The 24388-nt window shown below is 60.9% G+C and carries 29 protein-coding genes and 1 pseudogene; 18 read left to right on the forward strand and 12 right to left on the reverse strand.

Annotation, left to right across the window (positions count from 1 at the left end):
- Positions 1-99: 99 nt before the first annotated feature.
- Positions 100-540 carry a hypothetical protein gene (locus tag KYT97_RS02550; protein ID WP_242484363.1) on the reverse strand — a complete coding sequence of 147 codons (441 nt, stop codon included), beginning with the start codon at positions 538-540 and terminating at the stop codon, positions 100-102.
- Between the two features lie 266 nt (positions 541-806).
- Here KYT97_RS02550 and KYT97_RS02555 point away from each other — a divergent pair, with 266 nt between their 5' ends.
- Positions 807-1031, forward strand: a complete 225-nt coding sequence (locus tag KYT97_RS02555; RefSeq protein WP_143547493.1) for a hypothetical protein — start codon at positions 807-809, stop codon at positions 1029-1031.
- Between the two features lie 195 nt (positions 1032-1226).
- Here KYT97_RS02555 and KYT97_RS02560 read toward each other — a convergent pair whose 3' ends face one another.
- The gene (locus KYT97_RS02560; protein WP_033236147.1) at positions 1227-1646 is read right to left on the reverse strand and encodes a hypothetical protein; all 420 of its coding nucleotides are present in this window, start codon (positions 1644-1646) and stop codon (positions 1227-1229) included.
- Between the two features lie 247 nt (positions 1647-1893).
- Here KYT97_RS02560 and KYT97_RS02565 point away from each other — a divergent pair, with 247 nt between their 5' ends.
- On the forward strand, positions 1894-2109 hold the full coding sequence (locus tag KYT97_RS02565; RefSeq protein WP_141485867.1) for a hypothetical protein: 216 nt from the start codon (positions 1894-1896) through the stop codon (positions 2107-2109).
- Positions 2110-2162: 53 nt separating this feature from the next.
- Here the strand turns inward: KYT97_RS02565 and KYT97_RS02570 are convergent, their stop codons facing one another.
- The 5 genes from KYT97_RS02570 to KYT97_RS02580 form a co-directional block, all read right to left on the reverse strand.
- A complete protein-coding gene (locus KYT97_RS02570) occupies positions 2163-2903 on the reverse strand; it encodes a thioesterase family protein (protein ID WP_219111696.1) in 741 nt (246 codons plus the stop codon).
- Positions 2904-3428: 525 nt separating this feature from the next.
- The gene (locus KYT97_RS31055) at positions 3429-3563 is read right to left on the reverse strand and encodes a hypothetical protein (protein WP_255285223.1); all 135 of its coding nucleotides are present in this window, start codon (positions 3561-3563) and stop codon (positions 3429-3431) included.
- A gap of 158 nt (positions 3564-3721) precedes the next feature.
- Complete coding sequence (locus KYT97_RS02575) at positions 3722-4399, reverse strand: hypothetical protein (RefSeq protein ID WP_245005997.1); 678 nt, start codon at positions 4397-4399, stop codon at positions 3722-3724.
- The gene (locus KYT97_RS30820) at positions 4299-5066 is read right to left on the reverse strand and encodes a hypothetical protein (RefSeq protein ID WP_245005998.1); all 768 of its coding nucleotides are present in this window, start codon (positions 5064-5066) and stop codon (positions 4299-4301) included. The genes KYT97_RS02575 and KYT97_RS30820 overlap by 101 nt, the downstream gene beginning before the upstream one ends.
- Complete coding sequence (locus tag KYT97_RS02580; RefSeq protein ID WP_245005999.1) at positions 5063-5392, reverse strand: type VII secretion target; 330 nt, start codon at positions 5390-5392, stop codon at positions 5063-5065. Before KYT97_RS02580 ends, KYT97_RS30820 begins: the two co-directional genes overlap by 4 nt.
- Positions 5393-5492: 100 nt before the next feature.
- Between KYT97_RS02580 and otsB the strand changes: the two genes are divergently transcribed.
- Together otsB and KYT97_RS02590 are read left to right on the forward strand one after the other, a co-directional pair.
- Positions 5493-6287 carry a trehalose-phosphatase gene (gene otsB / locus KYT97_RS02585; protein ID WP_033236151.1) on the forward strand — a complete coding sequence of 265 codons (795 nt, stop codon included), beginning with the start codon at positions 5493-5495 and terminating at the stop codon, positions 6285-6287.
- Positions 6288-6658: 371 nt separating this feature from the next.
- Positions 6659-7210 (forward strand): LysM peptidoglycan-binding domain-containing protein, encoded by a 552-nt coding sequence (locus KYT97_RS02590; protein ID WP_033236152.1) that lies wholly within the window; start codon positions 6659-6661, stop codon positions 7208-7210.
- 84 nt (positions 7211-7294) lie between these two features.
- On the opposite strand, the gene KYT97_RS02595 is transcribed toward KYT97_RS02590, so the two are convergent.
- From KYT97_RS02595 to KYT97_RS02605, 3 genes are all read right to left on the reverse strand, one after another.
- A complete protein-coding gene (locus KYT97_RS02595; RefSeq protein ID WP_245006000.1) occupies positions 7295-8728 on the reverse strand; it encodes a putative nucleotidyltransferase substrate binding domain-containing protein in 1434 nt (477 codons plus the stop codon).
- A gap of 50 nt (positions 8729-8778) precedes the next feature.
- A complete protein-coding gene (locus KYT97_RS02600) occupies positions 8779-9672 on the reverse strand; it encodes a DUF5995 family protein (RefSeq protein WP_033236254.1) in 894 nt (297 codons plus the stop codon).
- Between the two features lie 78 nt (positions 9673-9750).
- Positions 9751-10116, reverse strand: coding sequence for a RidA family protein (locus tag KYT97_RS02605; RefSeq protein ID WP_219111698.1), 366 nt, complete (start codon positions 10114-10116; stop codon positions 9751-9753).
- Positions 10117-10215: 99 nt separating this feature from the next.
- Here KYT97_RS02605 and KYT97_RS02610 point away from each other — a divergent pair, with 99 nt between their 5' ends.
- The 14 genes and pseudogenes from KYT97_RS02610 (at position 10216) to KYT97_RS02670 (ending at position 21864) form a co-directional block, all read left to right on the forward strand.
- Positions 10216-11238, forward strand: coding sequence for an Rv2578c family radical SAM protein (locus KYT97_RS02610; RefSeq protein WP_219111699.1), 1023 nt, complete (start codon positions 10216-10218; stop codon positions 11236-11238).
- A 24-nt stretch (positions 11239-11262) separates the two neighbouring features.
- A complete protein-coding gene (locus KYT97_RS02615; RefSeq protein WP_219111700.1) occupies positions 11263-11880 on the forward strand; it encodes a hypothetical protein in 618 nt (205 codons plus the stop codon).
- A 90-nt stretch (positions 11881-11970) separates the two neighbouring features.
- The gene (locus KYT97_RS02620) at positions 11971-12459 is read left to right on the forward strand and encodes an FBP domain-containing protein (protein ID WP_092808172.1); all 489 of its coding nucleotides are present in this window, start codon (positions 11971-11973) and stop codon (positions 12457-12459) included.
- Between the two features lie 139 nt (positions 12460-12598).
- Positions 12599-13042 (forward strand): helix-turn-helix transcriptional regulator, encoded by a 444-nt coding sequence (locus KYT97_RS02625; RefSeq protein ID WP_187328577.1) that lies wholly within the window; start codon positions 12599-12601, stop codon positions 13040-13042.
- Between the two features lie 10 nt (positions 13043-13052).
- Positions 13053-13463 carry a VOC family protein gene (locus tag KYT97_RS02630; RefSeq protein WP_033236256.1) on the forward strand — a complete coding sequence of 137 codons (411 nt, stop codon included), beginning with the start codon at positions 13053-13055 and terminating at the stop codon, positions 13461-13463.
- 77 nt (positions 13464-13540) lie between these two features.
- Entirely contained in the window at positions 13541-15922 is a 2382-nt protein-coding gene (locus KYT97_RS02635) for an ATP-binding cassette domain-containing protein (RefSeq protein ID WP_033236257.1), read from the forward strand.
- Between the two features lie 119 nt (positions 15923-16041).
- Positions 16042-17316: a M23 family metallopeptidase gene (locus KYT97_RS02640; RefSeq protein WP_245006001.1), complete on the forward strand. Its 1275-nt coding sequence runs from the start codon at positions 16042-16044 to the stop codon at positions 17314-17316.
- A gap of 59 nt (positions 17317-17375) precedes the next feature.
- On the forward strand, positions 17376-17828 hold the full coding sequence (locus KYT97_RS02645; RefSeq protein ID WP_219111701.1) for a hypothetical protein: 453 nt from the start codon (positions 17376-17378) through the stop codon (positions 17826-17828).
- Between the two features lie 68 nt (positions 17829-17896).
- On the forward strand, positions 17897-18442 hold the full coding sequence (locus KYT97_RS02650) for a hypothetical protein (protein ID WP_219111702.1): 546 nt from the start codon (positions 17897-17899) through the stop codon (positions 18440-18442).
- A gap of 173 nt (positions 18443-18615) precedes the next feature.
- Positions 18616-18870, forward strand: coding sequence for a hypothetical protein (locus tag KYT97_RS02655; protein WP_219111703.1), 255 nt, complete (start codon positions 18616-18618; stop codon positions 18868-18870).
- A gap of 6 nt (positions 18871-18876) precedes the next feature.
- Entirely contained in the window at positions 18877-19365 is a 489-nt protein-coding gene (locus KYT97_RS02660) for a DinB family protein (protein WP_219111704.1), read from the forward strand.
- Between the two features lie 246 nt (positions 19366-19611).
- Positions 19612-19881, forward strand: a pseudogene (locus KYT97_RS30825) (hypothetical protein); the annotation flags it as partial.
- Positions 19882-19996: 115 nt separating this feature from the next.
- Positions 19997-20806, forward strand: a complete 810-nt coding sequence (locus KYT97_RS02665; protein ID WP_095886195.1) for an MTB12 C-terminal domain-containing protein — start codon at positions 19997-19999, stop codon at positions 20804-20806.
- Positions 20803-21864, forward strand: coding sequence for an ABC transporter substrate-binding protein (locus KYT97_RS02670; RefSeq protein ID WP_095886196.1), 1062 nt, complete (start codon positions 20803-20805; stop codon positions 21862-21864). The genes KYT97_RS02665 and KYT97_RS02670 overlap by 4 nt, the downstream gene beginning before the upstream one ends.
- 334 nt (positions 21865-22198) lie before the next feature.
- Here the strand turns inward: KYT97_RS02670 and KYT97_RS02675 are convergent, their stop codons facing one another.
- Positions 22199-22795: a CHAP domain-containing protein gene (locus KYT97_RS02675; protein WP_219111705.1), complete on the reverse strand. Its 597-nt coding sequence runs from the start codon at positions 22793-22795 to the stop codon at positions 22199-22201.
- 27 nt (positions 22796-22822) lie between these two features.
- Positions 22823-24382: an MDR family MFS transporter gene (locus KYT97_RS02680; protein WP_095886198.1), complete on the reverse strand. Its 1560-nt coding sequence runs from the start codon at positions 24380-24382 to the stop codon at positions 22823-22825.
- Between the last annotated feature and the right edge of the window lie 6 nt (positions 24383-24388).

The raw sequence follows: 24388 nt of genomic DNA on the forward strand, positions 1-24388 counted from the left end.
CATGGGCCCAGCACTGAGGTGATCGATGACGGAATCACGCTCGTTGGAATCGAACGATTTCTTGCTGGAAGCCGAGAATTCGATTCTGGCCGCGATCTCTCAGCTGAGCGACACGACTGACGACCCGGCTTGAGCTGGTGCCATGACATCGGTTGATGCGGTTGATGCGGTTGCATCAGGCCGTGCCATGTCACCGAAGTCTGCGTCCGCGACAATCTTGTTACCGTCGGCTTCGAGGCGGGTGAGTGCGGAATCGAACGCGTCTACGAGCCATGGGTCTGCAGCCTCGCCGAGCAGTGTGTCCGGTATCGACTCGATGTTGGTTTGAAAGACACGAACCGTCCAGGATCCACTTGTATCGGGCTCGTCCGAGAGGCCCCGGCCGGTGTTGGTTGCCAGGACGTAGCGGTTGTATTCGAGGTCGACGCGGATGGCGTAGTCACCGGCAAGGTTGACCACGTTGGCGGGGCGATGGGTAGCGGTGGCCAATGCGATCAGTGCGTCGTTGTACTTTTCCGAGAATTTCTTCGTAAGGGGCATGGCTGTCCTACCTGTCTAGGCGTGGCCGTTGCAATATTGCAATGGCTGATGAAGACAGTTCGTTGCCGCGGCTTGACGAGGAACTATGAGTGATCCTATCTCAGGTAGACCGGATACACCCATGCTGCCAATCTTTGGGTGGTCAGAGATGCAGGTGTTCAGAGATGCGCTGTGGCGCTCAACCATGCACTCGTAGACCTACTCGAAGATGACGGCTACGCCCGTGGCGACGAGTTCCTCTCTGTTGCCTGTGCATTGTGGACACCATGACCACACCGTTTACCGTCACCTACGTCGAGCATCCCGGCCCGACCGCTGACAGCGGCTTGTGGAACCACGCGAACTTCGAGCGGGAACTGTTAAGGACGCTCATGGAAAGGCCTGGCGATCCGGCCGGTCTCGCACGACGTGGAATAGACGCGGTCTGCGCCCGGCTCGGACGACAAGCAACGGGCCGGCAAAGCGCCCGAGTCCGTCCATCGGTCCTGTGAATTGCGATAACGATCTGAATTGAAGAGTTTGCCGAGCAGACTAGCGTCCAGCGCTCGAAAAGCGCTGGACCGCAACCCGCGGGGGACATCACTATTTCAGGCCGCGAGACCCGTCTGCGGAATCGTTGAGGTGCATGGCTGTAAATCTGCGCCCGTTGGATATCGGGGTCCGGCGGCTCAGAGTGTGGCGATCACCTACGGAACGAAAAAGGTTGCGACACCAGGGGTAATCGTTCCGGCCGTAGATAGAACCGCGACTGCGATTTGCCCGGTGCCGGTCTGCAGGGTCGCTTCGGCCGGGTATCCGTGCAGTCCGTCAGACAGTCGGGCGGTTCCGGACGTCCCGGTCGACAAGTTCAACCAGCGCACTTCCGACGAGAGCAGGCACCCCCACCGGCCTTCTTTGCCTCCGGTGATCCTCAGCGTGCCCGCTTGTTCGCCGACCACGGCCACACAGCGGACCGCGGGTGCGTCGAAGCTGCCATTCGGGTTCCCGTACGGAGCCGGATCGATCTGGAACGGAACGGTGACTGCAGCGGAGGCCGCGGCTACCGGCGCCAGAGCCGAACCGATCACTACGGACGAGCAGATGGCCAGTCGGCGAACGAGATTCATTACGGTGCCCTCCAGCAGGCGGGAAATTAGGTGTCGCGCCCATCCTTCACCCGGACTGCAGTCGTGGCAAGGCGAGTCCGAGCTCTCGGATTGGAGAAGTTGGGTCGCTGGGTTACTGATCTGCCAGGCTCCCGAATTGGTTTCCATCGCTTCCGAGTGTCGCGTAGGTTAGGTGATTTCCGCTGTTTACCCAGCACTAGACCTTTCGTGACGAGACCCTCACCGATACGTCGTTCCAGTGGGCGCCGTGGTTGCAATGTTTGTTCTGCTCGGCCCGTACTTCGCATGGTGGCCTTTCCGTACCTGGCGTACGACACGAATCGTTGTTGTCGCCGCACCGGATTTGTTGGTTATCGTCGCGGCCAAGCTGGCATGGCTGGTGAAGCTACCCGGTGGCACGCGATTTTTGCTCTCGCTCATCAATGTCGGCGGCCCGTGGTACCAGTTCGAGGACGGCTCGTAGCAAAACCAGGTCAATCAGAGCAGTGTTGCGCCGAAGTCGGTCAGGTCCGGCTCTCAGTTCAGTATCCGACGCAGCTGTCTCGCCTGGGCCGCGAGTTCGCCTGTTGCGGTGAATAATTCGGTCTCGTCGACGCACAGCGTGTCTGTTGCCCACACGGTGCGATGGCGCAGGCGGTGCCACGGTGAATCCGACGGTGTGGTGGGAGCAAAATGTGCGCTGAATTCGACGGTGGGAATTGCAACAGGCATCGTCAGGGTCGCAAAAAGCCCGGGCGGCAATGCGTCGAGTAGGACTGCAGAGCGCTCTGTCGTCGTGAAATCGAGATTGTCGAGCAAACGAATCCAGACATCGAACTCGGGGGAGTCGCCACCTGCAAACGGTCGGGCGGCGTTGATCGGGCGAATGTCGAGATGCTGTGAGAACGGTACGAAGTCGATCGGTATCTCGAGGCGTGGCAGAGTCGACGGGTCGTCAGAGGCCGGTGCGACTGATGAGGTCGTCCGGACTGTGTGGCCGACATCGCGCGCGAGACGAACGAGCGCGGTAGCGGAATCGGCAAGTGCGACCCGGCAACTGACGGTACGGCCGCCATGCACGTCATCGACTGTCAGGGCGGCTACGCCGGGTGGGACCGGCCGATCGAGGTGTGCGCTGACCGCGGCAGGCGAGGCGCCGGTGGCGTCGACTGCTGCTCGGATCATGCTCGCGACGACGAGGCCACCATGGATTCCGTCGAAACTCTTCCAGCTCGCCTCGAAAGTGGCGCTGTGCGATGTCGTGGTGGTGACAGTCATATCGAGGGCTCCCGTAGTTCGGCTGACATCTGACTTGTGCTTTCTATAGTCAGAATCCTAGGGTCTGACTATGGTAATTACAAGCCAGGCCCAGGTGGATATGAACCTACTGATCCACGGATCGGGCGCGCTCTCGAGGATGTGATCGGTCTCGTTGGTACTGATACTGACGGATGTTGCTGATGGCGCAGTATCTTCGCTTTCGCGTTGGCTTCGTATGTGTCGGTCGACGCACCGCGACCTCGGCTCGGCGTCGGCGGTTGCAGATTCGAAGCAGACACTTCGCTTTACATATCTCTCGACTGTCCTGCCGATGGGCCTTGTGCTCAACAGCCTGTTCGGCTGGTTCTAGACCCGATTGCGGCGTTGGTGATCGCCGTCTTCGCTGCGAAGGAATGCGTCAGGGGGAGGTCTATCAGTCGAGTACGTCGAAGGCTGACTGATACAAGGCTGACCGTGTGGACCTCGACCCCCGACGCTCGTGACCCCAAATTCCTCACACCGACGATCAACTGCCAGGTACGCCTAGATCACGGCTCCGCCGCTCAGTACGCTGACCAGTCCGATCGCGATGAACGCCACTACGTAAAGCGGACCCCTGATGGGGTCTCCGGCACTTGCTCCCTCGTGAAGCCAATTGAGAATGTCGATGGAACCCATATGCACACTCCTGCTCTCGTTTGGACGACCATTCACGGATTCAATCGCCCACACATTCGCCAGTGTTACTCATATCGGACAAAATCGACTCCAGTCACCCGCTGGCTCAACGTCTCTCGAACGTAGTGTGCACGTACCCGTCGAGTGTGTGGGTTGTCTCAGAGCCCGGTGAACAATGCCTGGTCGGGATCTTCTGATCCGATCACCGCGGGAGTGACCATGGGGAGATCCCCGATGACAGCGTTGTTGTCCGATACCTCGATCAGGTAACCCGGTGTGGTCCTCGAACTGTCCTGTTGCCCCCGGGCACCACCCATCGCTCCTGCTCCACCACCCATCATGGCGCCTCCTGGGCTCGTGCCGGTCACTGCACCACCAGCAGTTCCCGACGGCGCAAAGGGGGTAGGGGATTGGCTGGTCGACGAAAGGGGTTGTAGCGCTGCAATTCCTGAAGGGCCGACGATGCCACCGCCACCTGAGGAGGCTCCGAACGTTCCGCTGCCCGCGCGCGTGGTGGCTGCGGGCCCGATTGCACCACCCGCACTTCCGAGTTGGTGTGACACGCCTGCGCCCGAAGCGGCGAACGGATTTCCAGTGCCCCAGAGTTTGTCGACGCCCGAGTTCAATGCCGCTGCGGCGTGCGCTGCGCTGGTCTGCGCCGGTCCGGATGGCGTGGCGCCGGCTGCTGAACCACCGGTGGCGGACTGTAATTGTGTAGCTCCAGCGGTAGCGCCTTCAAGCAGCTGTGACGCTTGTTGGGCGAGCGGTCCAGCTGCAGCGAGTGCATCGCTGACTGGTGGTGCCGGAACCGGGATCGAACCGGCAAGGGAGTTCATCGTGGCTGTGTGCGAGCATTTCCGAGCGGGTTGCATTTACTGCTGCCATGGCCGCCTGCATGTGTTCTGCCGCTGCCGCGAGCAGCATGGCCTGCCCGGGCGGGGTCAACGCTATCGGCGCTGCCGCTACCACTGCCGAGGCAAATGATTGTGCGATGGTCGCCAATTGATCGTTGCCACGCTGCACGGATTCCGCCGCTGCAGCAGTGGTTTGGGAGATTGCATTCCCACGATCGCTGAGCTCTGATCCGCTGCGTTGAGCTACCTCGTTGATCTGTGTAGCGGCCTGGTTACCTGCGCCGCTCCATGTTTGGCTCACTGAGGAAAGCCCCTGTGTGGACAGTCCGGCTGCCTTGTCGATGAGTGCACTGGCCGAACTGAGGGCGTTGACGGGATCAACACCACTGAAGACCCCCGAACCGAGGCTCTGCGCAAGCTGGATCAGCGGTGTGAACAGTTGGTCCACGCCGGGCAGGGACGGCAGTGAAATTCCTTGCATGATCATATCGGCGGCGCCCTGCGGGAGTTCCGGCGTGGGCGGCGCCATGAGGTATTCAGGAATCGCCGAGTTCTCGACGGGCTCGGGCAGTTCCAGGCCGAGAACGGGTGCAAGCGCACTGCCCTGGAGAAACTCGAGAACCGTCGTAGGGTCGTCCGGAGTGCTCATGCAAGGTCCCTGTTGGTGGCAGCGGTACGTCGGAGGTCGGCGGCGCCCGCCTGGTCGGTGCCGTCGTATGTGCTCGCGGCCGCACCGGCCGTCGCAGCAGTGCCGGCATAGTACACGGCAAGTGCCGCAACGTCTTTGGTGTGCGTCGCCTGTGCACGTGCGAAGGCTTCGAGGAACTCGAGTCCCACGGGCCCGACTGCCGGTGCTACGGCTGCGAGGTTGGCGTTCAGATCCATTACCGCGGCGTGGGCAACCTGACCGGCAGATTCTGCTGCTGTAGTGCCATACGTGCGGATGTCGTCGGTGACGACAGAAAGCTCGCTCATCATTACCCCCGTAGTTGGTAAGCGTCTTCTCAGGACTCTAACGGAATGAATTGGTCGAGTGCATGTTCGTGTGTGCCGACACCTTTGAGAGACTGAACCCATGAAAACTGCTTCGGACGTTATTGCCCGACTTGCGTCCGATCCCACCCGTTCCGGATTGGTGATGGACTTCGACGGGGTTCTCGCTCCGATAGTCGACGATCCGGCCGCGAGCGCTCTCTTGCCGGGCGCCGCCGAGGTACTCGACGCGCTGTCACGTCATCTCGCAATGGTGGGCTTGCTTTCCGGTCGTCCCGTCTCTTTCCTTCGTGAGCGGGTGCCCGGCGAGAATGTTGTCCTCATGGGCTCGTACGGAGTCGAGACGTGGGTTGACGGGGAAATTCGAGTGTTGCCGGCCGTAGCGCAGTGGCAGCCGGCGGTTGCGGAGGCAGAGGCCGAACTACGGCGAATGATTGATGCCGCAGGCGTCCCAGGGATTCACGTCGAGGGAAAGGGGCTTGCCGTCGCTGTGCATTGGCGGCAGGCACGCGAGAGAGTTGCCGCTGCGGCGTTCGTGGAGCATGTGGTGCGTGAGGTCGCAGCGAAGACCGGGCTGCGCCGCGAGCCGGGCAAGCTCGTCGAGGAGTTGCGCGCTCCTGTAGACGAGGACAAGGGGACGGGATTGCAGCGGGCGATCCGGGCCGCTGGCGTCGATGCGGTGGCATACGCGGGTGACGACCGGGGTGACTTGCCGGCATTTGCGGCCGTGTTGGCGCTCGGCGGCGACGCATTGGTAGTCGGCGGCGTCGACATTGCGCCTGAAGTTGCCGCAGTCGACGGCGTTGCGTTCAGTGATCCGGAAGAGTTCTTGGTGTGGATGAAGGACCTGGCGACGGTTCTCGATGCACAAATTTGATAACAAGGCCGTGATTTCCGTGCGGCGAGTCACAAAAAGTCTGTGATGGTCGTCACGTAACGGATGGATAACGATCGGTATGGTTGAAGCTCGAATCAAACCTCCGACCTGCAATTTTCTGCCGATTTCGGGCGGGCTAATGATACGGGCGTGCCAAAAAATTGCCCCGTGACCTTTCCGTGACCATCGCCTAGCGTCGTTGGCAGTCCGAAACAGCCGGACAAACACCGGCCCGCAACTGCGTGCTTCTGCCCCGCGGGTCCGGTACTCCCCAAACCTTCGCGGGGCAGGAGTGAAACAGGCGAGTCGTTCGATACGGCACACATGTGCCAGGTCCGATGTCGTCCGCGGTAGCGGAGAGGATTTACCTGATGACCAGCATTACTTTCAAGCGCGCCCTCGGCGCAGTTGCAACAGCCGGCGCAGTAGTAGCCATCCCGCTCGCGATGAGCACCGGCACCGCCTCCGCAGCCGGCCACGACTGGTCCGGAGTCGCGAACTGCGAGTCTTCCGGAAACTGGGCAGCCAACACCGGAAACGGCTTCTACGGCGGCTTGCAGTTCACGCAGAGCACGTGGGAGGCATACGGCGGATCGGGCAACGCTGCCAACGCAAGCCAGTCCGAGCAGGTCCGCGTCGCCGAGAACGTTCTCGAAGGCCAGGGCGTCGGCGCATGGCCCGTGTGCGGCCAGTACCTGACCGGCGGAACCACCGCAGCCACCTACCAGGAGGCTTCTGCACCCGTCACGGCTGAGGCCAGCGTCGAATCCGCTCCTGTTGCCACTACCGGCGGCAACTACGTGATCCAGGTCGGCGACACCTTGTCTTCGATCGCTTCAGCTCACGGCATCTCGCTGGACGCTCTTGCAGGTCAGGTCGCAAACATCAACCTGATCTTCCCGGGACAGAGCCTGTCCGTCTAACCACCCTTGTGGTTGAACACTTCTGAATGTGTCCGGAGCGATTGCGCTCCGGACACATTCGGCGTTTGTGCAGTTCGACTGTATTTAGGGTTCGATATCCGGTAGCGCGGATGCTGATGCCTCGTACTCGAGTCGGCGTTGCACCCCGGCTACTTCTCTCACCGCATTGCCGAGCAGGCTGCGCGAGAGGGGAGTGAGGTCCGCGACCACGATCTCGTCGGTGGGCATCATGCCGGCGGCAAACTGATCCGTCTGGTGACGGACTCGGATTTGCTGGAGAACCTCGAAAGACTCGATGAGCACCCGCGTGTCGTCGGCGGGGAGGAAACCGGTGTCGGCAGCAACCTTCAGGCGTTCGACGGTGGTGCTCGTACGTGCGCCTACGGACGTGCCGGCCCAGCGTGCGATATTCACGATCGGTTGCACAGCTGTGGATTTCAGGTTGACGGTACCGGTACGGCGTGTCACCACGTCCCTCAACGAATGTAGTTTTGCCTTCTCGCCCACGGCTTCTCGAAGTAGTAGTCGCATGACGGCCGGGTTGAGGCGTAACTGATCCAAGGCTTCGGGCCTCGGATCGAGGGCAGGATCTCCGGCAACAACGCGGGCGTCTGCCAGCATCGACAGCATGACGAGGGCCTGGTCCTGATAGGGATTGGCTACCCACTTGCGTAAGGCGCGGCGCCACTGCGGGAGCGTACGTGCGAATCGTGCCTGAGTTGCGACCGCGTTCTGCGCGTCGCGAGGGAATCCACACCGGTCGAGAATCTCGTGTATCCGCTGCGCCGCATCCGCACCTTCGCGGTGCGACTCTCCGCCCCACACCAACGCGCTGTCGATGTCCGACGACGGCAGAGCCTCGCGCCGGGCCGCGCTGCCGAGTGACAGCCAGGCAAAGTCCGGGTGTTCGTCGCCGCCCACCACCAGTTCGATTGCGCGCCGCACCGTCACGTCGATCAAGACCGACAATGTGCCGCTGATGTCGATGGGTGAGACCCGTGCGTCGACCAGGCCGGTGACCAGCTCAGGTACAGCTCGGGCCGTGGCAATAAGTTCGACGTCGGTCTTGGCAGTCGCAAGGGCGGCGCGAAGTTCGAAGCCCTGATTTGTTGCCGACGTCAGAAGGTCGCTCAGTTCGAGCACACCGAGAAGTTCGCCGGACGCCGTGACGACGGGAAGGTGGCGCAATCCGTGTTCGAGCATGTCTGTGACAGCGTCGGCTCCGAGTCGATCAGGATCAACCGTCACGGCAGACGGCGTCATCACCGTGGAGACCGGGCGAGCGCTGTCGATTCCTCCGACAACAACTCGGCTGCGCAGATCGCCCTCCGTGAAGATTCCGTAAGTGCTTGCATCTGTGGGAATTACGACGGCTCGACGCCCGGCTTCGGTCATCAGTGCAGCGGCATCGCGGATGGAGGATTCCCCGGAACATACAATTGCCGGTCCCCGCAACAGATCTCGTACCGCACGCATGGCTGGGTTCGGTACCGAGATTCGCGCGGTGTAGCCCGTCATGGCTCCATTGTCGCAGGCATGTCCGATTGATCGTCATGTCGGTCGCGGCGTCACAGGCCGCCAAGGCGTGCGAGCGCGTCGAGCGCGACGTCGGTAGTGCGCCACAGTGCGTCGATCTCCTGTTCGGTGCCGGCCTTCGTATACGGGTTCTGCAGTGCAAAACCGTTGGTCAACGTGATCGTGTTGTATCCACTGTCGGCGGCCCTGAGCAGAAGCTGGGACGGTTCGGAGTTTCCGGTCAGCCGATCGAGCCCCTCACCGACGAAGTAGAACCGCCATAGTGGGCCCAAGTCGGCGCCGTATTCGGCTTTGGTGTCGGAAACTATCGAACCGCCTTTTGTCGCGATGGAATCGACGATCTTGTAGAAATCGGGGATATCGACGGGCTGGGTGGTAGCGGTGGCCACGGTGTAGGCGAGATCGACTGTGAGGTGTGCGTTGTAGCCTGCCATGGCGACGCGCGCGGGACTGATGTCGCATTGGCGCGTCAACAAGTAATAGTTGCTCCATGCGGGATCGGTAGGAGCGCCGGTGAATTCGGCGTGGATATTGGTCAGATAGCGGCGTAATAGTTCGTAACTGACTGAATTTGACCAGGATCTGTTGGTGAATGCGGCCGGATCGCGCTGCAGGGGCATGACTGCCTCATGTTCGACGGCATCGAGACCGATCGAGAAGAGTCCGCGCCAATCATGATGTGATACAAGGATTGTGGTGATTTGGTGATGCCGCTCGACTGCGGACTCCAAGCGTTCGAGGCCTTCTCCGTGCAGCGTCGATACGTCGCTGAGGTACGCAATTCTTTCGACCTCGCCGGCAGTCAGTGGAGTTCCGCAGGCTATGGATAGATTCTTGCCCGGATCCGCAGCTACGGATCCGGGCAAGAGTAGAGCGAATGTGAAACTCAGTGCGATCGCTGTGGTCACGATTCGGCTCGATTTCATCGGCTCACAGTAGTTGAACCGATTCATGATTGCCGGGTTGGCAATCAGCTGAGAACTGCAGTCAGCTCAGCACTGCAGTCAGCTCAGAACTGCGTCGGCTTCGATCTCGATGAGTAGAGCGGGGTCGATCAACGAGCTGACCTCGAGGATTGTCGTAGCCGGACGGATGTCGCCGAATACTTCACCGTGAGCGAGTGCGGCCTGCTCCCACTGCGACATGTCGCGCAGGTACATGCGGGTGCGGATGACATCGTCGAGCGAAGCGCCGGCTTCTTCGAGAGCGGCCTTGATGGTGTCGAGTGCGGCACGGGTCTGATCGTTCAGGGTTTCGCCGGGGGCGGTGGTGCCTGAAACCGCAACCTGATTGCCGATGCGGACGGCGCGGGAGTAACCGATCTTCGGTTCCCATTCGGAACCGGACGAGATGTTGATTCTGTTGGACATGGCGTTGATTCTGCCAACAACTGATCGACCGTGGTGAAGCACGGGTCGCTTCCACGGTTCATCTTGACATAGCATAGAACAAGTGTTCGACTTGGGGTTATGAGGTGGTCGGGTCAGGCATTGGATGCAGACGACGGAGCGTTGCCCGGGCTCGAGCGAGCCGGGTTGGTCCGCTCGGTGCAGACGCCTGAGTTCGAGGGCATCACGTTCCATGAAGTGCTCTGTAAGAGTGCGCTCAACAAGATGCCGGAAGCATCGACGTTGCCATTCAACTACACGGTCAATGCGTTTCGCGGTTGTTCCCATGCGTGCCGGTACTGCTTCGCGCGGTCGAGCCATGAGTACCTCGACCTCGACGCCGGCCGGGACTTTGATTCGCAAGTTGTCGTGAAGACCAACGTTGCGGCGGTTCTGCGCAAGGAATTAGCGCGAAAGTCATGGAAGCGTGAACCCGTAGCGCTGGGCACCAACACCGATCCGTATCAGCGGGCCGAAGGCCGATACCGATTGATGCCCGGCATCATTCGAGCGATGACAGAATCCGGTACGCCCTTTTCGATCCTTACGAAAGGGACTTTGCTGCGCCGAGATCTGCCGTTGCTCAAAATGGCTGCCACCCAGGTCGATGTCGGCATCGGAGTGTCGCTGGCGATCAACGATCCCGTCTTACAGAAGCAGATCGAACCTGGCACACCATCGCCGCGCGCTCGACTGGAGATGATCCGGGCAATCACCGACGCCGGATTCTCGTGCAACGTGATGGTCGCGCCGGTCATCCCGTTCCTCACAGATTCGAGCCAGCACCTCGACGAACTGTTTGCCGCACTCGCCGACGCCGGTGCCACCGGCGTGACGGTCTTTCCGATGCACCTTCGCGGCAGTACGCGCGGATGGTTCCTGAACTGGCTGGCCCAAGAGCATCCCGCGCTGATCCGCCGGTATCGCGAACTTTACGGACGCGGTGCCTACGTCACGCCGGAGTACAAGAGTTGGCTCAAGAAGCGCGTCGAACCGCTGGTGGAGCGTCATGGATTGGCGGGACCGTCGCAGCATCGTGAGCTCGAGGGTCCACGGGTTGAACGCGAATTGGTCGGTGCCGGAGCGGCATTGACGCTTTTCTGAGAACGCTGCTTGGTACGGTCAGGCATGAACACTCCGGTAGTGATCGACTGGTTACGGTTTCGGTGGTTTGTGCCGCCGAAGCTGGGAGAAACCATCCGTTGGGGATTGTCGTGGAACCCTGACAGTCCGCGGAGGTGGGCTGCGTTGGAGCCGACCTGGTCGTGTGTCGCGGACGTTCGCCGAAGTTCGAATCCGATAGTGCGGCGGTTGACTGCAGACCCGGATATTGATGTGGTACAACAACCTTCGATCGGCGGTGCGGGCAATCTACAGTTCACGTTTAACGCTGATCTACCGATTCCGTCGCAGATCGAGGTATCCGGTGCGCTGCATCTACGTGCGGGCACGATGCGGAAGAATTCGAATGCGTCGCAGGCCTGGCAGGATTTCGACGCGGACGCCGTTGCTACAGGAGTTGTTCGTGGACTTCGACTCGTGTCCATCGTTTCGGATATGCAGCCTGATCCGCGGCAACCGCACGGTTCGCGCTGGGGGTGGGCATCGATGCAGTTCGTTTCCGGGACCGAACAGTTCTACGAGTTGGCGCACCCGCCGCAGGGATTGCGTTCCTATCAACTAACAGACCGGGAGTGGGGGCCACGCCGGGAGGATTTCTTGGTGGTCGACCTCGAGACGGATTAGATCGCGTAGCCCGGAAAATACGTTGCGCGAGGTAACGATCGTGAGTAGCGTCGGTTCGGCTTGATTCAACTGTCGAAATGGAGTTCCACCGTGCTGCCGCTCACCGAACGCGAAATTCGCGCGTCGTTCGTGAATTGTTCGAAAGGCGACGCAAAACGATTGCCGGTGCCACGGGATCTCGAGAAGCGCCCATGGGAAGACCTGGATTTCTTCGGTTGGAACGATCCGACCATGCCCGGGCGGGGATATCTGGTGATCCCGCAGGGCGACGAGTTAGTCGGCATCGCCCTCCGATACCAAACCGGCAAATCAGGTCGCGCGCAAATGTGCACGATTTGCCTCACGACGCACGGCAGCGGGGGAGTATCACTGCTGACCGCCGCCAAGATCGGTGAGGCCGGCCGACGCGGCGACACAATCGGCACCTATATGTGCACTGACCTGGCCTGTCCGCTGTATGCGCGCAACAAGCGGCGGCCGTCGGCAGGCAACCGGTATCAGGAAAATCTCACCGAGCAGGAGAAGGCTGATCGCGTGGTCACGAACATTGCTGCGTTTGTGGCCATGTTGCGGTCGTAGGTGCCTCGGAGCTAACACAGTTTGCAAACAGTGAGCACACGTTTCAGCGTGCCGGAAGCCGTGTCAGCTTGACCAAATCATTGTTCGCTTCCCCGCGGAAATCGGCGAGAACGTGCGCGGACATGGCACGATCGAACCTGTGACAAGTAGACCCGCGACTTCGCAACAACTGCGCGACCTCGCGCTTCTTCGGCGTGTTCGTGACCGGATCGACCGGGAGTACGCGCAACCCCTGGACGTGGAGGCGCTTGCCCGCGGAGTGAACATGTCGGCCGGGCACCTCAGTCGCCAGTTCAGGCTGGCGTACGGCGAGCCGCCGTATTCCTATCTGATGACGCGGCGCATCGAGCGCGCCATGGCGCTGCTGCGTCGCGGTGATCTCAGTGTCACCGAGGTGTGTTTTGCCGTTGGCTGTTCATCGCTCGGTACCTTCAGCACTCGTTTCACCGAGTTGGTCGGCGTCCCACCGAGCGTCTATCGAGACGAGGCTGCCGGCGTGACCGAGGGCATGCCGTCCTGCGTGTCGAAACAGGTGACAAGACCGATCAGGAATCGAGAAGCGCCGGCCCCCAGCCGCAGATAGCGTGACATTCATGGACATCACCATTGCATCGAGTTTCCTTCCGCAGGACGACCCGGAGGCCGCCCTTTCCTTCTACCGCGACTTGCTCGGTTTCGAGGTCCGCCTCGACGTCGGCTACGACGGGATGCGCTGGATAACCGTCGGCCCGCCCGACCAGCCCAACACGTCGATCGTGTTGCATCCCCCGGCCGTCGATCCGGGTATCACCGACGAGGAGCGTCGCACCATCGTCGAAATGATGGCCAAGGGCACCTATGCCGGTATTCTGTTGGCCACCAAGGATCTCGACGGTACTTTCGAGCGGCTGCAGGCCGGCGACATCGACGTCGTCCAGGAGCCGACCGAGCAACCGTACGGTGTTCGGGACTGCGCCGTCCGCGACCCAGCAGGCAACTTGATCCGCATCCAAGAGCTCCGCTGAGTCAACTGAAGAGAACCGCGGCCACCCACACAGGGCGACACTGTGTGGGTGGCCCTCACCTGAGAGATGGAGACATGATGAGCACGGCTGAAATGGCGGAGCGAGAGCTACATGTTGCGGACACCCACGACCTGATCCGCGTGCAGGGCGCGCGCGTGAACAACCTCCAGGACATCAGCGTCGAAATTCCCAAGCGCAGGCTGACGGTCTTCACCGGTGTCTCGGGTTCGGGCAAGAGCTCATTGGTGTTCAGCACCATCGCCGCGGAGTCGCAGCGGATGATCAATGAGACGTACAGCGCCTTCGTTCAGGGGTTCATGCCGACTCTGGCGCGGCCGGACGTCGACGTGCTCGACGGTTTGACCACGGCGATCATCGTCGATCAGCAACGGATGGGCGTCGACCCTCGCTCGACGGTAGGTACTGCCACCGACGCGAACGCGATGCTTCGTATTCTCTTCAGTCGTCTCGGTAAGCCGCATATCGGTTCGCCCCAGGCATTTTCGTTCAATGTCGCGTCAGCCTCCGGTGCGGGTGCGCTCACCGTGGAGCGCGGTGGCCGTCAGACGAAGGAACGGCGGACCTTCAGCATCACCGGTGGAATGTGTCCGCGTTGTGAGGGGCGCGGCTCGGTCAACGATTTCGACCTGACAGCGCTGTACGACGACACCAAGTCGCTCAACGATAGTGCGATCACTGTTCCCGGCTACAGCATGGACGGTTGGTACGGCCGGATTTACCGGGGATGCGGCTACTTCGATCCCGACAAGCCGATCAAGAAGTACACCAAGAAGGAACTGAACGACCTGCTCTACAAAGAACCGACGAAGATCAAGGTCGAAGGAATCAACCTGACGTACACAGGACTGATTCCGCAGATCCAGAAGTCGTTCCTGTCCAAGGATGTCGACGCGATGCAGCCGCACATTCGGGCGTTCGTTGAGCGGGCAATCACGTTCACCACATGCCCCGAGTGCGATGGCACACGGCTGAGTGAGGGTGCGCGATCGTCGAAGATCAAAGGCATCAACATCGCTGATGCGTGTGCGATGCAGATCAGCGATCTCGCGGAGTGGGTCGGCGGTTTGAAAGAACCGTCAGTGGCGCCCTTGTTGACGACGCTCGGTGAAACGCTCGACTCGTTCGTGGAGATCGGACTGGGCTATCTGAGCCTTGACCGGCCGTCCGGGACACTGTCCGGTGGTGAAGCTCAGCGCACCAAGATGATTCGCCATCTAGGGTCCTCGCTCACCGACATCACGTACGTGTTCGACGAACCCACGACGGGCCTTCATCCCCACGACATCGCGCGCATGAACGACCTACTGCTGCAGTTGCGTGACAAGGGAAATACGGTCCTTGTCGTCGAGCACAAGCCGGAGACGATCGTTATCGGCGATCACATCGTCGATCTCGGCCCCGGCGCCGGTGCCGCGGGCGGAACTGTCTGCTTCGAGGGCACCGTCGACGGCTTGCGGGCCAGTGACACGGTCACGGGACGTCATTTCGACGACCGAGCTGCACTAAAAGCGAGCGTGCGAAAGTCAACGGGCGCAATGGAAATCCGTGGCGCAACCTCCCACAACTTGCAGAACGTCGACGTCGATGTGCCACTCGGTGTGCTGGTTGTGGTGACGGGCGTCGCCGGGTCCGGGAAGAGTTCGTTGATCCATGGCTCGCTCGCGAAGCGGGAGGGAGTGGTGTCGATCGATCAGGGCGCGATCCGCGGTTCGCGTCGGAGCAACCCTGCAACGTACACCGGTCTGCTCGACCCCATCCGCAAGGCGTTTGCGAAGGCCAACGGTGTGAAGCCGGCGCTGTTCAGCGCCAACTCCGAGGGCGCCTGCCCCACATGCAACGGCAACGGCGTCATCTACAGCGATCTGGCGATGATGGCCGGCGTTGCGACGGTGTGTGAGGAGTGCGAGGGGAAGCGGTTCCAGGCCGATGTCCTGGAGTACAAATTCGGAGGGAAGGACATCAGCGAGGTTCTAGCGATGTCGGCCGCCGAGGCTGAAGAGTTCTTCGGTGACGGTGAGGCTAAAACCTTGGCCGCACACAAGATTCTGGTGCGACTCGTGGATGTGGGGCTCGGCTACCTCACCATCGGCCAGCCCCTCACGACGCTGTCGGGTGGTGAACGTCAGCGCATCAAGCTTGCCACGCACCTGGCCGAAAAGGGCGGCGTGTATGTCCTCGACGAGCCGACCACAGGCCTTCACTTGGCTGACGTCGAGCAGCTGCTCGGACTACTGGATCGACTCGTCGACTCCGGGAAGTCGGTTATCGTCATCGAGCATCACCAAGCGGTCATGGCACATGCAGACTGGATTATCGATCTTGGTCCCGGTGCCGGTCACGACGGTGGACGGATTGTGTTCGAGGGCACGCCGAGCGATCTTGTCGCCGATCGCTCAACCCTGACCGGCCAGCATCTCGCGTCGTACGTAGGCGCCTGATCACGAGGATTTGACCCTCTTTGTCCTGATCCACAAAATCAGGACAAAGAGGGTCTTCCGTGCCTAGGCTCGAAACAACTGGGCCGACGCACTGGGCAGGGGCCTGCTCTGGAGTTCGCATGACGACTTCACACAGCCCTTGGGCAGGGTGGGCAATCGCCGCCGCAGTAATGACCCTCGTCATCGCCGGGTGTTCATCGTCGATCGACACCACCGGACCGACCGTGCTCACGACGTCGACCATCGACAGTCGAGGGGGGATCCCGCGCGGCTATCCGACCGAAACCGACGTCACGTCGCCGTTGGTGATCTCGGCGCTCGGGCCGAATCCGATCCCTGTCACCGGGACTGACGGAATGCTGCACGTGGCCTACGAGATCGAAGTGCTGAACTTCTCACCGCGGCCCGCGACCATCACAAAGATCGAAACGCTGGCCGGGGGACCGGACGGGACCGTCGTATCGACCCTCGATCAGGGCCAAGTATCTGCGCGTTCGATTCTGGTAGGTAACTTTTCCTGGACGCCGTTCACCGAGATCCCGGTGGGGCGCACTGTGCTGATGGTGCTCGACGACGAGTACGAGAGCCCTGACGATGTTCCATCCGTAGTGACCCATCGACTGACTGCGACGTTCGGCCAAGCAACGCCGGAGGACGCTGCCAGTGCTGCGCGATATCCCGATAACGTCGCGCAGTTCGGTGGAACAGTTATGACCAGCACAGACTTGCCGGTGGTTATCGGTCCTCCATTAGCCGGCGACAGTTGGGTGGTCGGGGACGGTTGCTGCGGGCTCTCGCAGCATCGCGCCGGGATGATGGCGGTCGGTGGCAGGATCAACGGCACCGAGCGATTTGCCGTCGACTGGCTGAGGATCGACCCGGATGCAGTCCCGCTCAGCAGGTCTCGTGGTGACGGATCGAAAAATGAGGACTACTTCGCCTACGGCGCGCCTCTGCTGGCGGTGGCCGACGGCACCGTCGTGGCTGTCGTGTCGGGCGAGCAGGATCAAGTGCCGCAACAAGTTCCGAAGGAAATGCCGTTCGATCAATTGGGTGGCAACTACGTCATCATCGACATCGGCAACGGAAACTATGCGTTCTATGCCCACCTGAAACCGATGTCGGCGACTGTGAATGTAGGGGATCTGGTGACCACGGGTCAGGTGATCGGGAACCTCGGCAACTCGGGCAACACCTCAGAAGCGCATCTGCACTTCCATGTGTCACGGGCGGCGGTGCCGCTGTCCGGCGACAATGTGCCCTACGAGATCGACAGCTTCACGTTTGTCGGATCGGCAGATACCGGCGCTCTCGTCAAGGGACCGAACGAGGGCGACCGCACCGACCAGTTGCCGCTCGACGGGGCAGTCGTTAATTTTCCGCCTGTGCCCTGATTTTCAGACTTTCTCGGACATCAATCTTCCATCCGCTCGTGTCGGTCTACTGTGAGTCCATGGGGCGAAGGGGCAGACACGCTGCAGTATTGCTGTCAATCGGGACGTTGGCGCTGACCGGTTGTGTGTCCAAGACAGATGATCCGAAAACCTTTACCGCCGTGGTGACCGTCATCGGGGACGCTGAACGAGCCGATCCGGATTCCGGACAGTGCATCGTCGGAACAATCCCGGTGGCGCCGAACGACACGATATTCGTTGATGGAGGAAGCGGCGCCGCATCGACAAGGTCTGTGCTGGAAGTCAACTCCGTGGAACAGAATCCCGATGGCACCGGTACCTGCACGTATGTGGCGCGCTTCGATGCCATCCCCGCGAATCAACGCAATTACTCACTCACGGTCAGCAGTTCAGCGCCCTACGCGGGGAGTTTCACGTCACCGGATTTCACCGCGGACGAACTAGAGAAGGGCGCGACATTCCATCTTCATGCGTCGGCTCCTGAACCATGATCAGACCCGCGAGCCGGTGGCACCCGTGATGTCAGTCTGGCCACTGCCGCGGTGGGATACTGCGGATCATGAATTGGAAGAGTCCCACCGAGACAGGATGGTCTGTGCGTATCGCGGCAGACCTCTCGTCCGTTGCGATATTCGATCCTGCCACCATAGTGCGCGCCGAACTCTTTCCAGCGGAAGGCGACGAGTTCATCGCACATTTCGGCAGGTTGAAGCGGGAGACAATCGCCGAACGGATTGAGCGCTTCGGTCCCGCACTGATCAAGGGGAAGCCTGCCACCTTGCGATTCCCGGACGGCACGGCTGTGAGTGTCTCGGACGAGAAGCGCCATGGGATGCGGCGCAGGAACAAACTCTGCGAGGTTGCGGTCGCTGGGCGCCACTATCGGTTCGAACATTCCTCAGGTCGTAAGGCAGCAGCGCGGCGCGACGGAATCGAGCTGGCTCGGTACGTGCGTGCGCGTGGACTTCGCGCAATTGAGGTGTCGCGCAAGAGTTTGTCCGCGACGGACGACATCGACGAGTGTGTGTTGACGCTGTTTCAGAAGGTCATCTTGCCTGGGCGTGAAGGTGCATTCGGCGAGATCATGTCCGCCCTCAGTATCTGAACATCTGGCGCATCGTCGGACAGTTGAGACAACTCGACGAAGCGCTTGCCTGTCCAGGCTCCGAATCCCTTCCCTGCGATAGATTTTCGGCAGCCCCGCCAGTGCTACCTTCGCTGCACCTGTTCGAGGTTGTTTCACGGAACAGGCTGTCAAGACATCCTTAGCCTAGGTGGGTGCGCACACGGAAGGCGCTCGATCAGATCCCGGCAGCGTTCGGGTCAATTTCCTTTCCCGAATCGCACCTGTGCGATAAGCTGCGCTTTGGCAGCAGTTCACAAGCATCCTGGGCTGCGGTACTGGCGCTGGCCATTCTGGCGGAACTCTCGAGCGCGTACTCCCTGACAGCGAGCGGATCGCTGCGTTCCATTACTCACTTTGACTGGCACAGGGCGCCTTGGCTTGACCAACCCTACAACAGAATCGAGTGAAATCTTATGTCCATCAACACAATTACTATCGGCACGGAGCGTTCGATCATCGAGAACATGCTCGACCAAAGCCGTGAGGCATTGATCGAGGCCGTACGAGGCCTGTCTGAAGCTGACTCCCGCCGACGGCTCGTCGCCTCGCTGACGACACCGATCTCGTTGATCAAGCATGCCGCTGCCGCGGAACGGATCTGGTTTCAACGGATTTGGGCAGGACTCGATGAATCCGAATGTGATGGATACTCGCGTCGCGACGAGGGCACCTTCGCTGTCGCCGACGACGAGTCGCTGGCAGATGTCATTGCGGAATTCGAGCGCGCCAGCCAACGATCACGGGTGATCGTGTCCCGTTTCGACCTTGACGACAACGTGGACAACCCGCGCGAGGGAAAAGTCAGCATGCGATGGACACTGCTTGCCATGACCCAAGAGTTCGCCCGGCACGCAGGTCACGCCGATATCCTTCGTGAACAGATCGAAAAACCCATTCAGTGACAGCCGAATTCGTGATTGAGTACCGCTGCGCAACTTGCGCAGTCATCGGAGCTACTGACGGAAGTTCCGTTCTTCGCCAACCGTGCGAAGTCTGCGGCCTTACGCGCTGCAGACATACGCGTCGAGCGGTCGAAGTTCGTTATCCGAGTGTTCGTTCGAACAATGTGACGCTCAACGAGTCTGCGTCGAAATCGCGTCGACCAACCTCGCGGAACCCGCACCGCCCGTAGTAGTTACGCAGCGCGAGATTTCGCTAATCAGCAGGGATCGGCCGGCGCTGACGTCGCGGGATACACAACCTCGGGTTGGGGTCACATCCACACCATCTACCGAGACCCCACCAATGACTATGCCAACAGTGTTACGCAGCAGGATGCTTCCGGCATGGGCGGCGGGGGAGCGCCGGCCAGGTCGTTGGGCACCTCGCCGAGGCGGCTGACTCTGGGAATTGAGCGTTCGCAGGGGATCGCTCAACCCCTCGCTTCCCGAGCCTGTGTACCGCCGACCGTTATGTGAGTGTTAGCCTACGCTAACCTAAATCCTGACGTGATGGTGAGAACCCACTCACCACGCAACGGCCTCAACGAATTGGGCCATCAGGAAGACCCGAGCGCCTAACGGAGACGACGCGATGAGCATTCAGACGGACTACGACCTCGATGAGTCGAGAGACGAGGACGTCGGTCGCCATCCACAAACCGCCGCGCCGCGCCGCGGCGTTCATTGGCCGACAGTCGCGGTGTCCACGTGTGCGGCAATGGTTGTCGGGATTGCGATTCCCGGACTCGTTCTGTTTGGTATGAACCTCGGCGACCAGGAACGTCAAGTGGTCGTGACCATGGCTTCTCCGGCGGGGGCCGGCACCGCGGGCTCGACCGCCGCTGCGGCCAACGACGGCGTCACGGTGCTCGAACCTCAGGTTCCGGCTCCGGTGGCCGCCCCCGCACCTGCAGCGTCGGCCGCGGTCAGCGCCCCGGCAGCGGGCGCAGCACCTGCCTCGCCCAGCGCTCCGGCGGCGAGTGCCGCGCCGGCGGTTGCATCGGCACCCGAGGGGCCGTCGACGCCGGACGTCGCCGAACTGAACAGTCAACTCCAGCGCGGACTCAACTCGGCGACAAGTGACGCGGAGGTCGCTTCCGCGCTCGAAGGCGGCGCAGCCGGCGTACCCACCGTGCGCGCTGTGGGAAGCGCCCTGAACATCGCGGCCGGAATCTATCGCTGGGATCTCACGGACCCGGTCACGGTGACCGACGAGGTGGCGCGCGCCCAGCTCGTGACCTCGTTGCCCGGCTCTGCACCGGGACAAGCGACCCTCAAATGGTATTGGATCGACGGGCAGTGGAAATTGAGTAACGACAGTCTTTGTTTCTTGGCACATCGCGCTATGGCCACGTGCACCGTCCCGGGTAATCCCGGCGGACCGAATGGACACCCGCTGTGAAGCGCGCACTCTCCGCCGCATTTGTTGCCCTCGCACTTCTCCTGACCTCGTGCGGCGGGAACTCCCTCGACACTGCCGAGGGGGAAACAGTCACCGTCACCGGCAAATTCGGTGAAGCCCAGGTACCACTCGGCGCCGAGCGGGTGCTCCCGTTGTCGCCGCAGGACGCGGACATGGTGATCTCGATGGGTGTCGCACCCATTGCACTGCCCACCGATACGAACATTCTCGTCTCGACAAACGGCGTCGGGGCGTGGCCTTGGCAGGTCGATGCATTGGCCGACATGGGGTATCAGGTGTTGCCGCCGAACCCCGGTGGTGGCGTCGACGCGCTGTTGTCCGCCGGTGACAAGGAGATTCCGACACTGCTCTTCGAGGGTGACCCGCAGTCGTACGTCGAACAAATTGTGGCCCTTGATCCCGACGTCATCGTTGCAACAGGGCAATGGAGTCTCAATGAGCGTGCCTATGAGCAGCTTTCGAGCATTGCCCCGGTCGTGCATTTCGACGAACAGGCAAACGTGGAACCGTGGCAGGACTCGACGCGCAAGATCGGCAAGGCGCTCGGTAGGGAGGACGAAGCGCAGGTCGCCGTCGGATCGGCCGAAGCCGACCTGGCTGCCGTCCGCGCAGCGCACCCAGAATTCGAGGGCGTGAATTTCAATGCGGTGATCGGAGATCTGAACGGGCAGCTGTACATCCTCGCCGGTGAGGATCGCGGTATCGGAATGCTCATGAAGGACTTGGGTTTCCAACTGACCGACTGGGCGCAGACAGTGCCGACCGATGCTGACGGGCGAGGAGTGATCAGCTACGAGTATGTCGCCCAACTCGACACCGACATCGCGGTTGTCATCTCACCAGCGGGGGACATCGACTACATGCGCGACAACGAGCAGTGGCGGAATTTGTCTGCGGTCCAGCGCGGTTCGGTTGTGTCGATTGCCCGCAACTCCGGAGTGCCGAACGCACTGGGCTTCCCGTCCCCGATCTCGCTCCCGTGGGGTGCGGATCGAATCACCAACGCGCTGAGCACCGCAGTCTCACGCACTTCGTGAGCTGAGCGGACGTGAATCTCCAGGTGTAGACAGCGCGTAGTAGCTCCGAGTCAGGGGAGTCGTCTCGCTTGCAGTCACATCGTCGGAAGGGTTGGCAGAGCATCTGCCAGCCCTTCCGTTTTGTGGGAAGAGCGGCCAGGTTCAGCTAGATCAGATTGGCGAATTCCCTTTGGCGGAAAGTTTCATTCGCAAAGGCAAATAGTCAGTGGGCGACGGAAACACGTAATTTACCGAATAAATTTCCGAAGTTCGATCGACCCAACGCACACCAGAAACTGACCATGTCACCAACCCTCCACTCACATCGCAACATCTACGAGAAGGGAGTTGGCCGTCAGAACGACCCGAACCCCACGATGCCGGCGACATCATCAGGGTTGAACCGGTGAAGCATCACTGAATTGTTCTCGTTGCCGCCGACGGTGGTGACAATGCCGGCGTCATTGCGGAGCACGATGTTGACGTGCTGCCCGAAGGGGCTGGAATCGTCGTACAGAATCGTGTCGCCGGTCTTCAGTCGATAGTCCTGACCGAGCGGCACAAATGTTCCGACGGATTCGTAGTACTCCTGCAATGTGTAGACGCCGGGGATTCGCCACGAACCGGAATTGGGGTTCGAATACGGCATGCCGATTTTGTTCATATTCCAGCTGACAAAGTCAGCGCACCAGGATTCTTCGACACCTTCGGCATACGTGGTGCCGGGTGCACCGGATTCCCATTCCTTCTCGAGTGTCGCTAGTAGTTCACTCTGTGACTGACTGAGTGTGCTGCGGTCGAGGGTGGGGAAGGCGTCGAGTGTTTCGCCGGCAAGCGCGTCGTTGCTACGCGTGACCCACCAGAATCCGCCGACGATGACAATTGCCAGCACAGCGCAGAATCCGACCAGAACCACAAACGTGGATCTGGTCGGATTCTTGTCTGCTGACATCACGCCACAATAGCGAACAATCGGTTTCTACTCGATCGGCGCTGCCGAGCGGTCGATAGTGGTGGCCAGCGGCTTCTCCTTGACGAAGAGCAGGAGGATCACCGCTGCGACTACCAGCGGAACGAGGTACATGAAGATCGGGGCGAGCGCGTCGTTGTAGGCGCCTACGATGATTTCGCGGATTTGATCCGGCAATTTCCAGAGGATTCCCGGAGTCAACGAGTTCTCTTCACCGCCGACACCGCCGCCGCCGGCTGGCAACCGCTCCGCGAGCAGATTCGACAACCGGGATGCGAAGAGGCTGCCGACGATCGCGCTACCCAATGAGGCGCCGATCTGGCGAAAGAAGTTGTTCGACGCTGTTGCGGTGCCGACTTCGGCTGCGGGGAAGGTGTTTTGAACGATCAGGATCAGGATTTGCATGACCAGACCGAGACCGACACCCATGATCGCGATATAGATTCCGAATACGACAAGTGAGGTCGACGGAGTCAGCCTGGAAAGTAGGACCAAAGAGACGGCGACGATGGACGTGCCGACGATCGGAAAGGCCTTGTAGCGCCCGGTCTTGCTGACGATCTGCCCGGAACCGATCGAGGACACCAGCAGTCCCGCCATCATCGGAATCATCATCAGGCCGGCTTCGGTGGCGTTCTTGCCGGTCACCATCTGAATGTAGGTAGGAAGGTAGGCGAGGGCGCCGAACATCGCGATGCCGATGATCAGTCCGGCGGTGGTGGTCAGTACGAAGTTGCGCTCCGAGAACAGGTGCATGGGAATGACAGGTTCGGTTGCTCGTCGCTCGACCATGACAAAGGCAATTGCGCTGACGATGCTGCCGATGATCAGCCCGATGATGACGGCCGAATCCCAGTCGTAAGTGTTGCCGCCCCACGTCGTGAACAGGATCAAGCAGGTTGCCGAGATTGCAACCAGGATCATGCCGGGGTAGTCGATGGACGGCTTGCCAAGCTTGGGCTTGGGTAGATGCAGGAAGGCCGACGCACTGGCTATCGCGAGCAGACCCAACGGGACGTTGATCCAGAACGCCCACCGCCAACCGATGCCTTCGGTGAACCAACCGCCCAGGAGTGGGCCCGCGACCGACGCGAGGGCAAAAACGCCGCCCATCGCGCCCATGTAGCGGCCGCGCTGCCGGGCCGGAACAACGTCGGCGATGATGGCCTGCGACAGCAGAATAAGACCGCCGCCGCCGAGTCCCTGAACTGCCCGGCCGGCGATGAGCGTGGTCATGTCGTGGGACAAACCGCCGATCACAGAACCGACGATGAAAATGCTGATCGCACCGATGAACAGCCCTTTGCGGCCGATCAGATCGCCCATTTTTCCGTAGACCGGCATCATGATCGTCGACGCCAGGATGTATGCCGTTGTCACCCACACCATGTGGTTGACGCCGTTCAGTTCGCCGACGATGGTGGGCAACGCCGTGCTGAAGATCATCTGGTCGAGGGATGCCAGAAGCATCGTGATCATCAGGCCGACGAACACCAGGATGATGGATCTTTTGTCCGACGTGGTGTCGGGTTCGTCTGCGCTTGTGGGTGCAGCTTCTCGAGTGGACATAGGGCT

Source organism: Rhodococcus globerulus, assembly GCF_019334125.1.
Classification (GTDB): domain Bacteria; phylum Actinomycetota; class Actinomycetes; order Mycobacteriales; family Mycobacteriaceae; genus Rhodococcus_F; species Rhodococcus_F globerula.

Bases quoted from the DNA above. Each gene is read 5' to 3' on its own strand.
- KYT97_RS02550 (WP_242484363.1), bottom strand. From the start codon at position 540: ATGCCCCTTACGAAGAAATTCTCGGAAAAGTACAACGACGCACTGATC.
- KYT97_RS02555 (WP_143547493.1), top strand. From the start codon at position 807: ATGACCACACCGTTTACCGTCACCTACGTCGAGCATCCCGGCCCGACC.
- KYT97_RS02560 (WP_033236147.1), bottom strand. From the start codon at position 1,646: ATGAATCTCGTTCGCCGACTGGCCATCTGCTCGTCCGTAGTGATCGGT.
- KYT97_RS02570 (WP_219111696.1), bottom strand. From the start codon at position 2,903: ATGACTGTCACCACCACGACATCGCACAGCGCCACTTTCGAGGCGAGC.
- KYT97_RS31055 (WP_255285223.1), bottom strand. From the start codon at position 3,563: ATGGGTTCCATCGACATTCTCAATTGGCTTCACGAGGGAGCAAGTGCC.
- KYT97_RS02575 (WP_245005997.1), bottom strand. From the start codon at position 4,399: ATGAACTCCCTTGCCGGTTCGATCCCGGTTCCGGCACCACCAGTCAGC.
- KYT97_RS30820 (WP_245005998.1), bottom strand. From the start codon at position 5,066: ATGAGCACTCCGGACGACCCTACGACGGTTCTCGAGTTTCTCCAGGGC.
- KYT97_RS02580 (WP_245005999.1), bottom strand. From the start codon at position 5,392: ATGAGCGAGCTTTCTGTCGTCACCGACGACATCCGCACGTATGGCACT.
- otsB (WP_033236151.1), top strand. From the start codon at position 5,493: ATGAAAACTGCTTCGGACGTTATTGCCCGACTTGCGTCCGATCCCACC.
- KYT97_RS02590 (WP_033236152.1), top strand. From the start codon at position 6,659: ATGACCAGCATTACTTTCAAGCGCGCCCTCGGCGCAGTTGCAACAGCC.
- KYT97_RS02595 (WP_245006000.1), bottom strand. From the start codon at position 8,728: ATGACGGGCTACACCGCGCGAATCTCGGTACCGAACCCAGCCATGCGT.
- KYT97_RS02600 (WP_033236254.1), bottom strand. From the start codon at position 9,672: ATGAAATCGAGCCGAATCGTGACCACAGCGATCGCACTGAGTTTCACA.
- KYT97_RS02605 (WP_219111698.1), bottom strand. From the start codon at position 10,116: ATGTCCAACAGAATCAACATCTCGTCCGGTTCCGAATGGGAACCGAAG.
- KYT97_RS02610 (WP_219111699.1), top strand. From the start codon at position 10,216: ATGAGGTGGTCGGGTCAGGCATTGGATGCAGACGACGGAGCGTTGCCC.
- KYT97_RS02615 (WP_219111700.1), top strand. From the start codon at position 11,263: ATGAACACTCCGGTAGTGATCGACTGGTTACGGTTTCGGTGGTTTGTG.
- KYT97_RS02630 (WP_033236256.1), top strand. From the start codon at position 13,053: ATGGACATCACCATTGCATCGAGTTTCCTTCCGCAGGACGACCCGGAG.
- KYT97_RS02635 (WP_033236257.1), top strand. From the start codon at position 13,541: ATGAGCACGGCTGAAATGGCGGAGCGAGAGCTACATGTTGCGGACACC.
- KYT97_RS02640 (WP_245006001.1), top strand. From the start codon at position 16,042: ATGACGACTTCACACAGCCCTTGGGCAGGGTGGGCAATCGCCGCCGCA.
- KYT97_RS02645 (WP_219111701.1), top strand. From the start codon at position 17,376: ATGGGGCGAAGGGGCAGACACGCTGCAGTATTGCTGTCAATCGGGACG.
- KYT97_RS02650 (WP_219111702.1), top strand. From the start codon at position 17,897: ATGAATTGGAAGAGTCCCACCGAGACAGGATGGTCTGTGCGTATCGCG.
- KYT97_RS02660 (WP_219111704.1), top strand. From the start codon at position 18,877: ATGTCCATCAACACAATTACTATCGGCACGGAGCGTTCGATCATCGAG.
- KYT97_RS02665 (WP_095886195.1), top strand. From the start codon at position 19,997: ATGAGCATTCAGACGGACTACGACCTCGATGAGTCGAGAGACGAGGAC.
- KYT97_RS02675 (WP_219111705.1), bottom strand. From the start codon at position 22,795: ATGTCAGCAGACAAGAATCCGACCAGATCCACGTTTGTGGTTCTGGTC.
- KYT97_RS02680 (WP_095886198.1), bottom strand. From the start codon at position 24,382: ATGTCCACTCGAGAAGCTGCACCCACAAGCGCAGACGAACCCGACACC.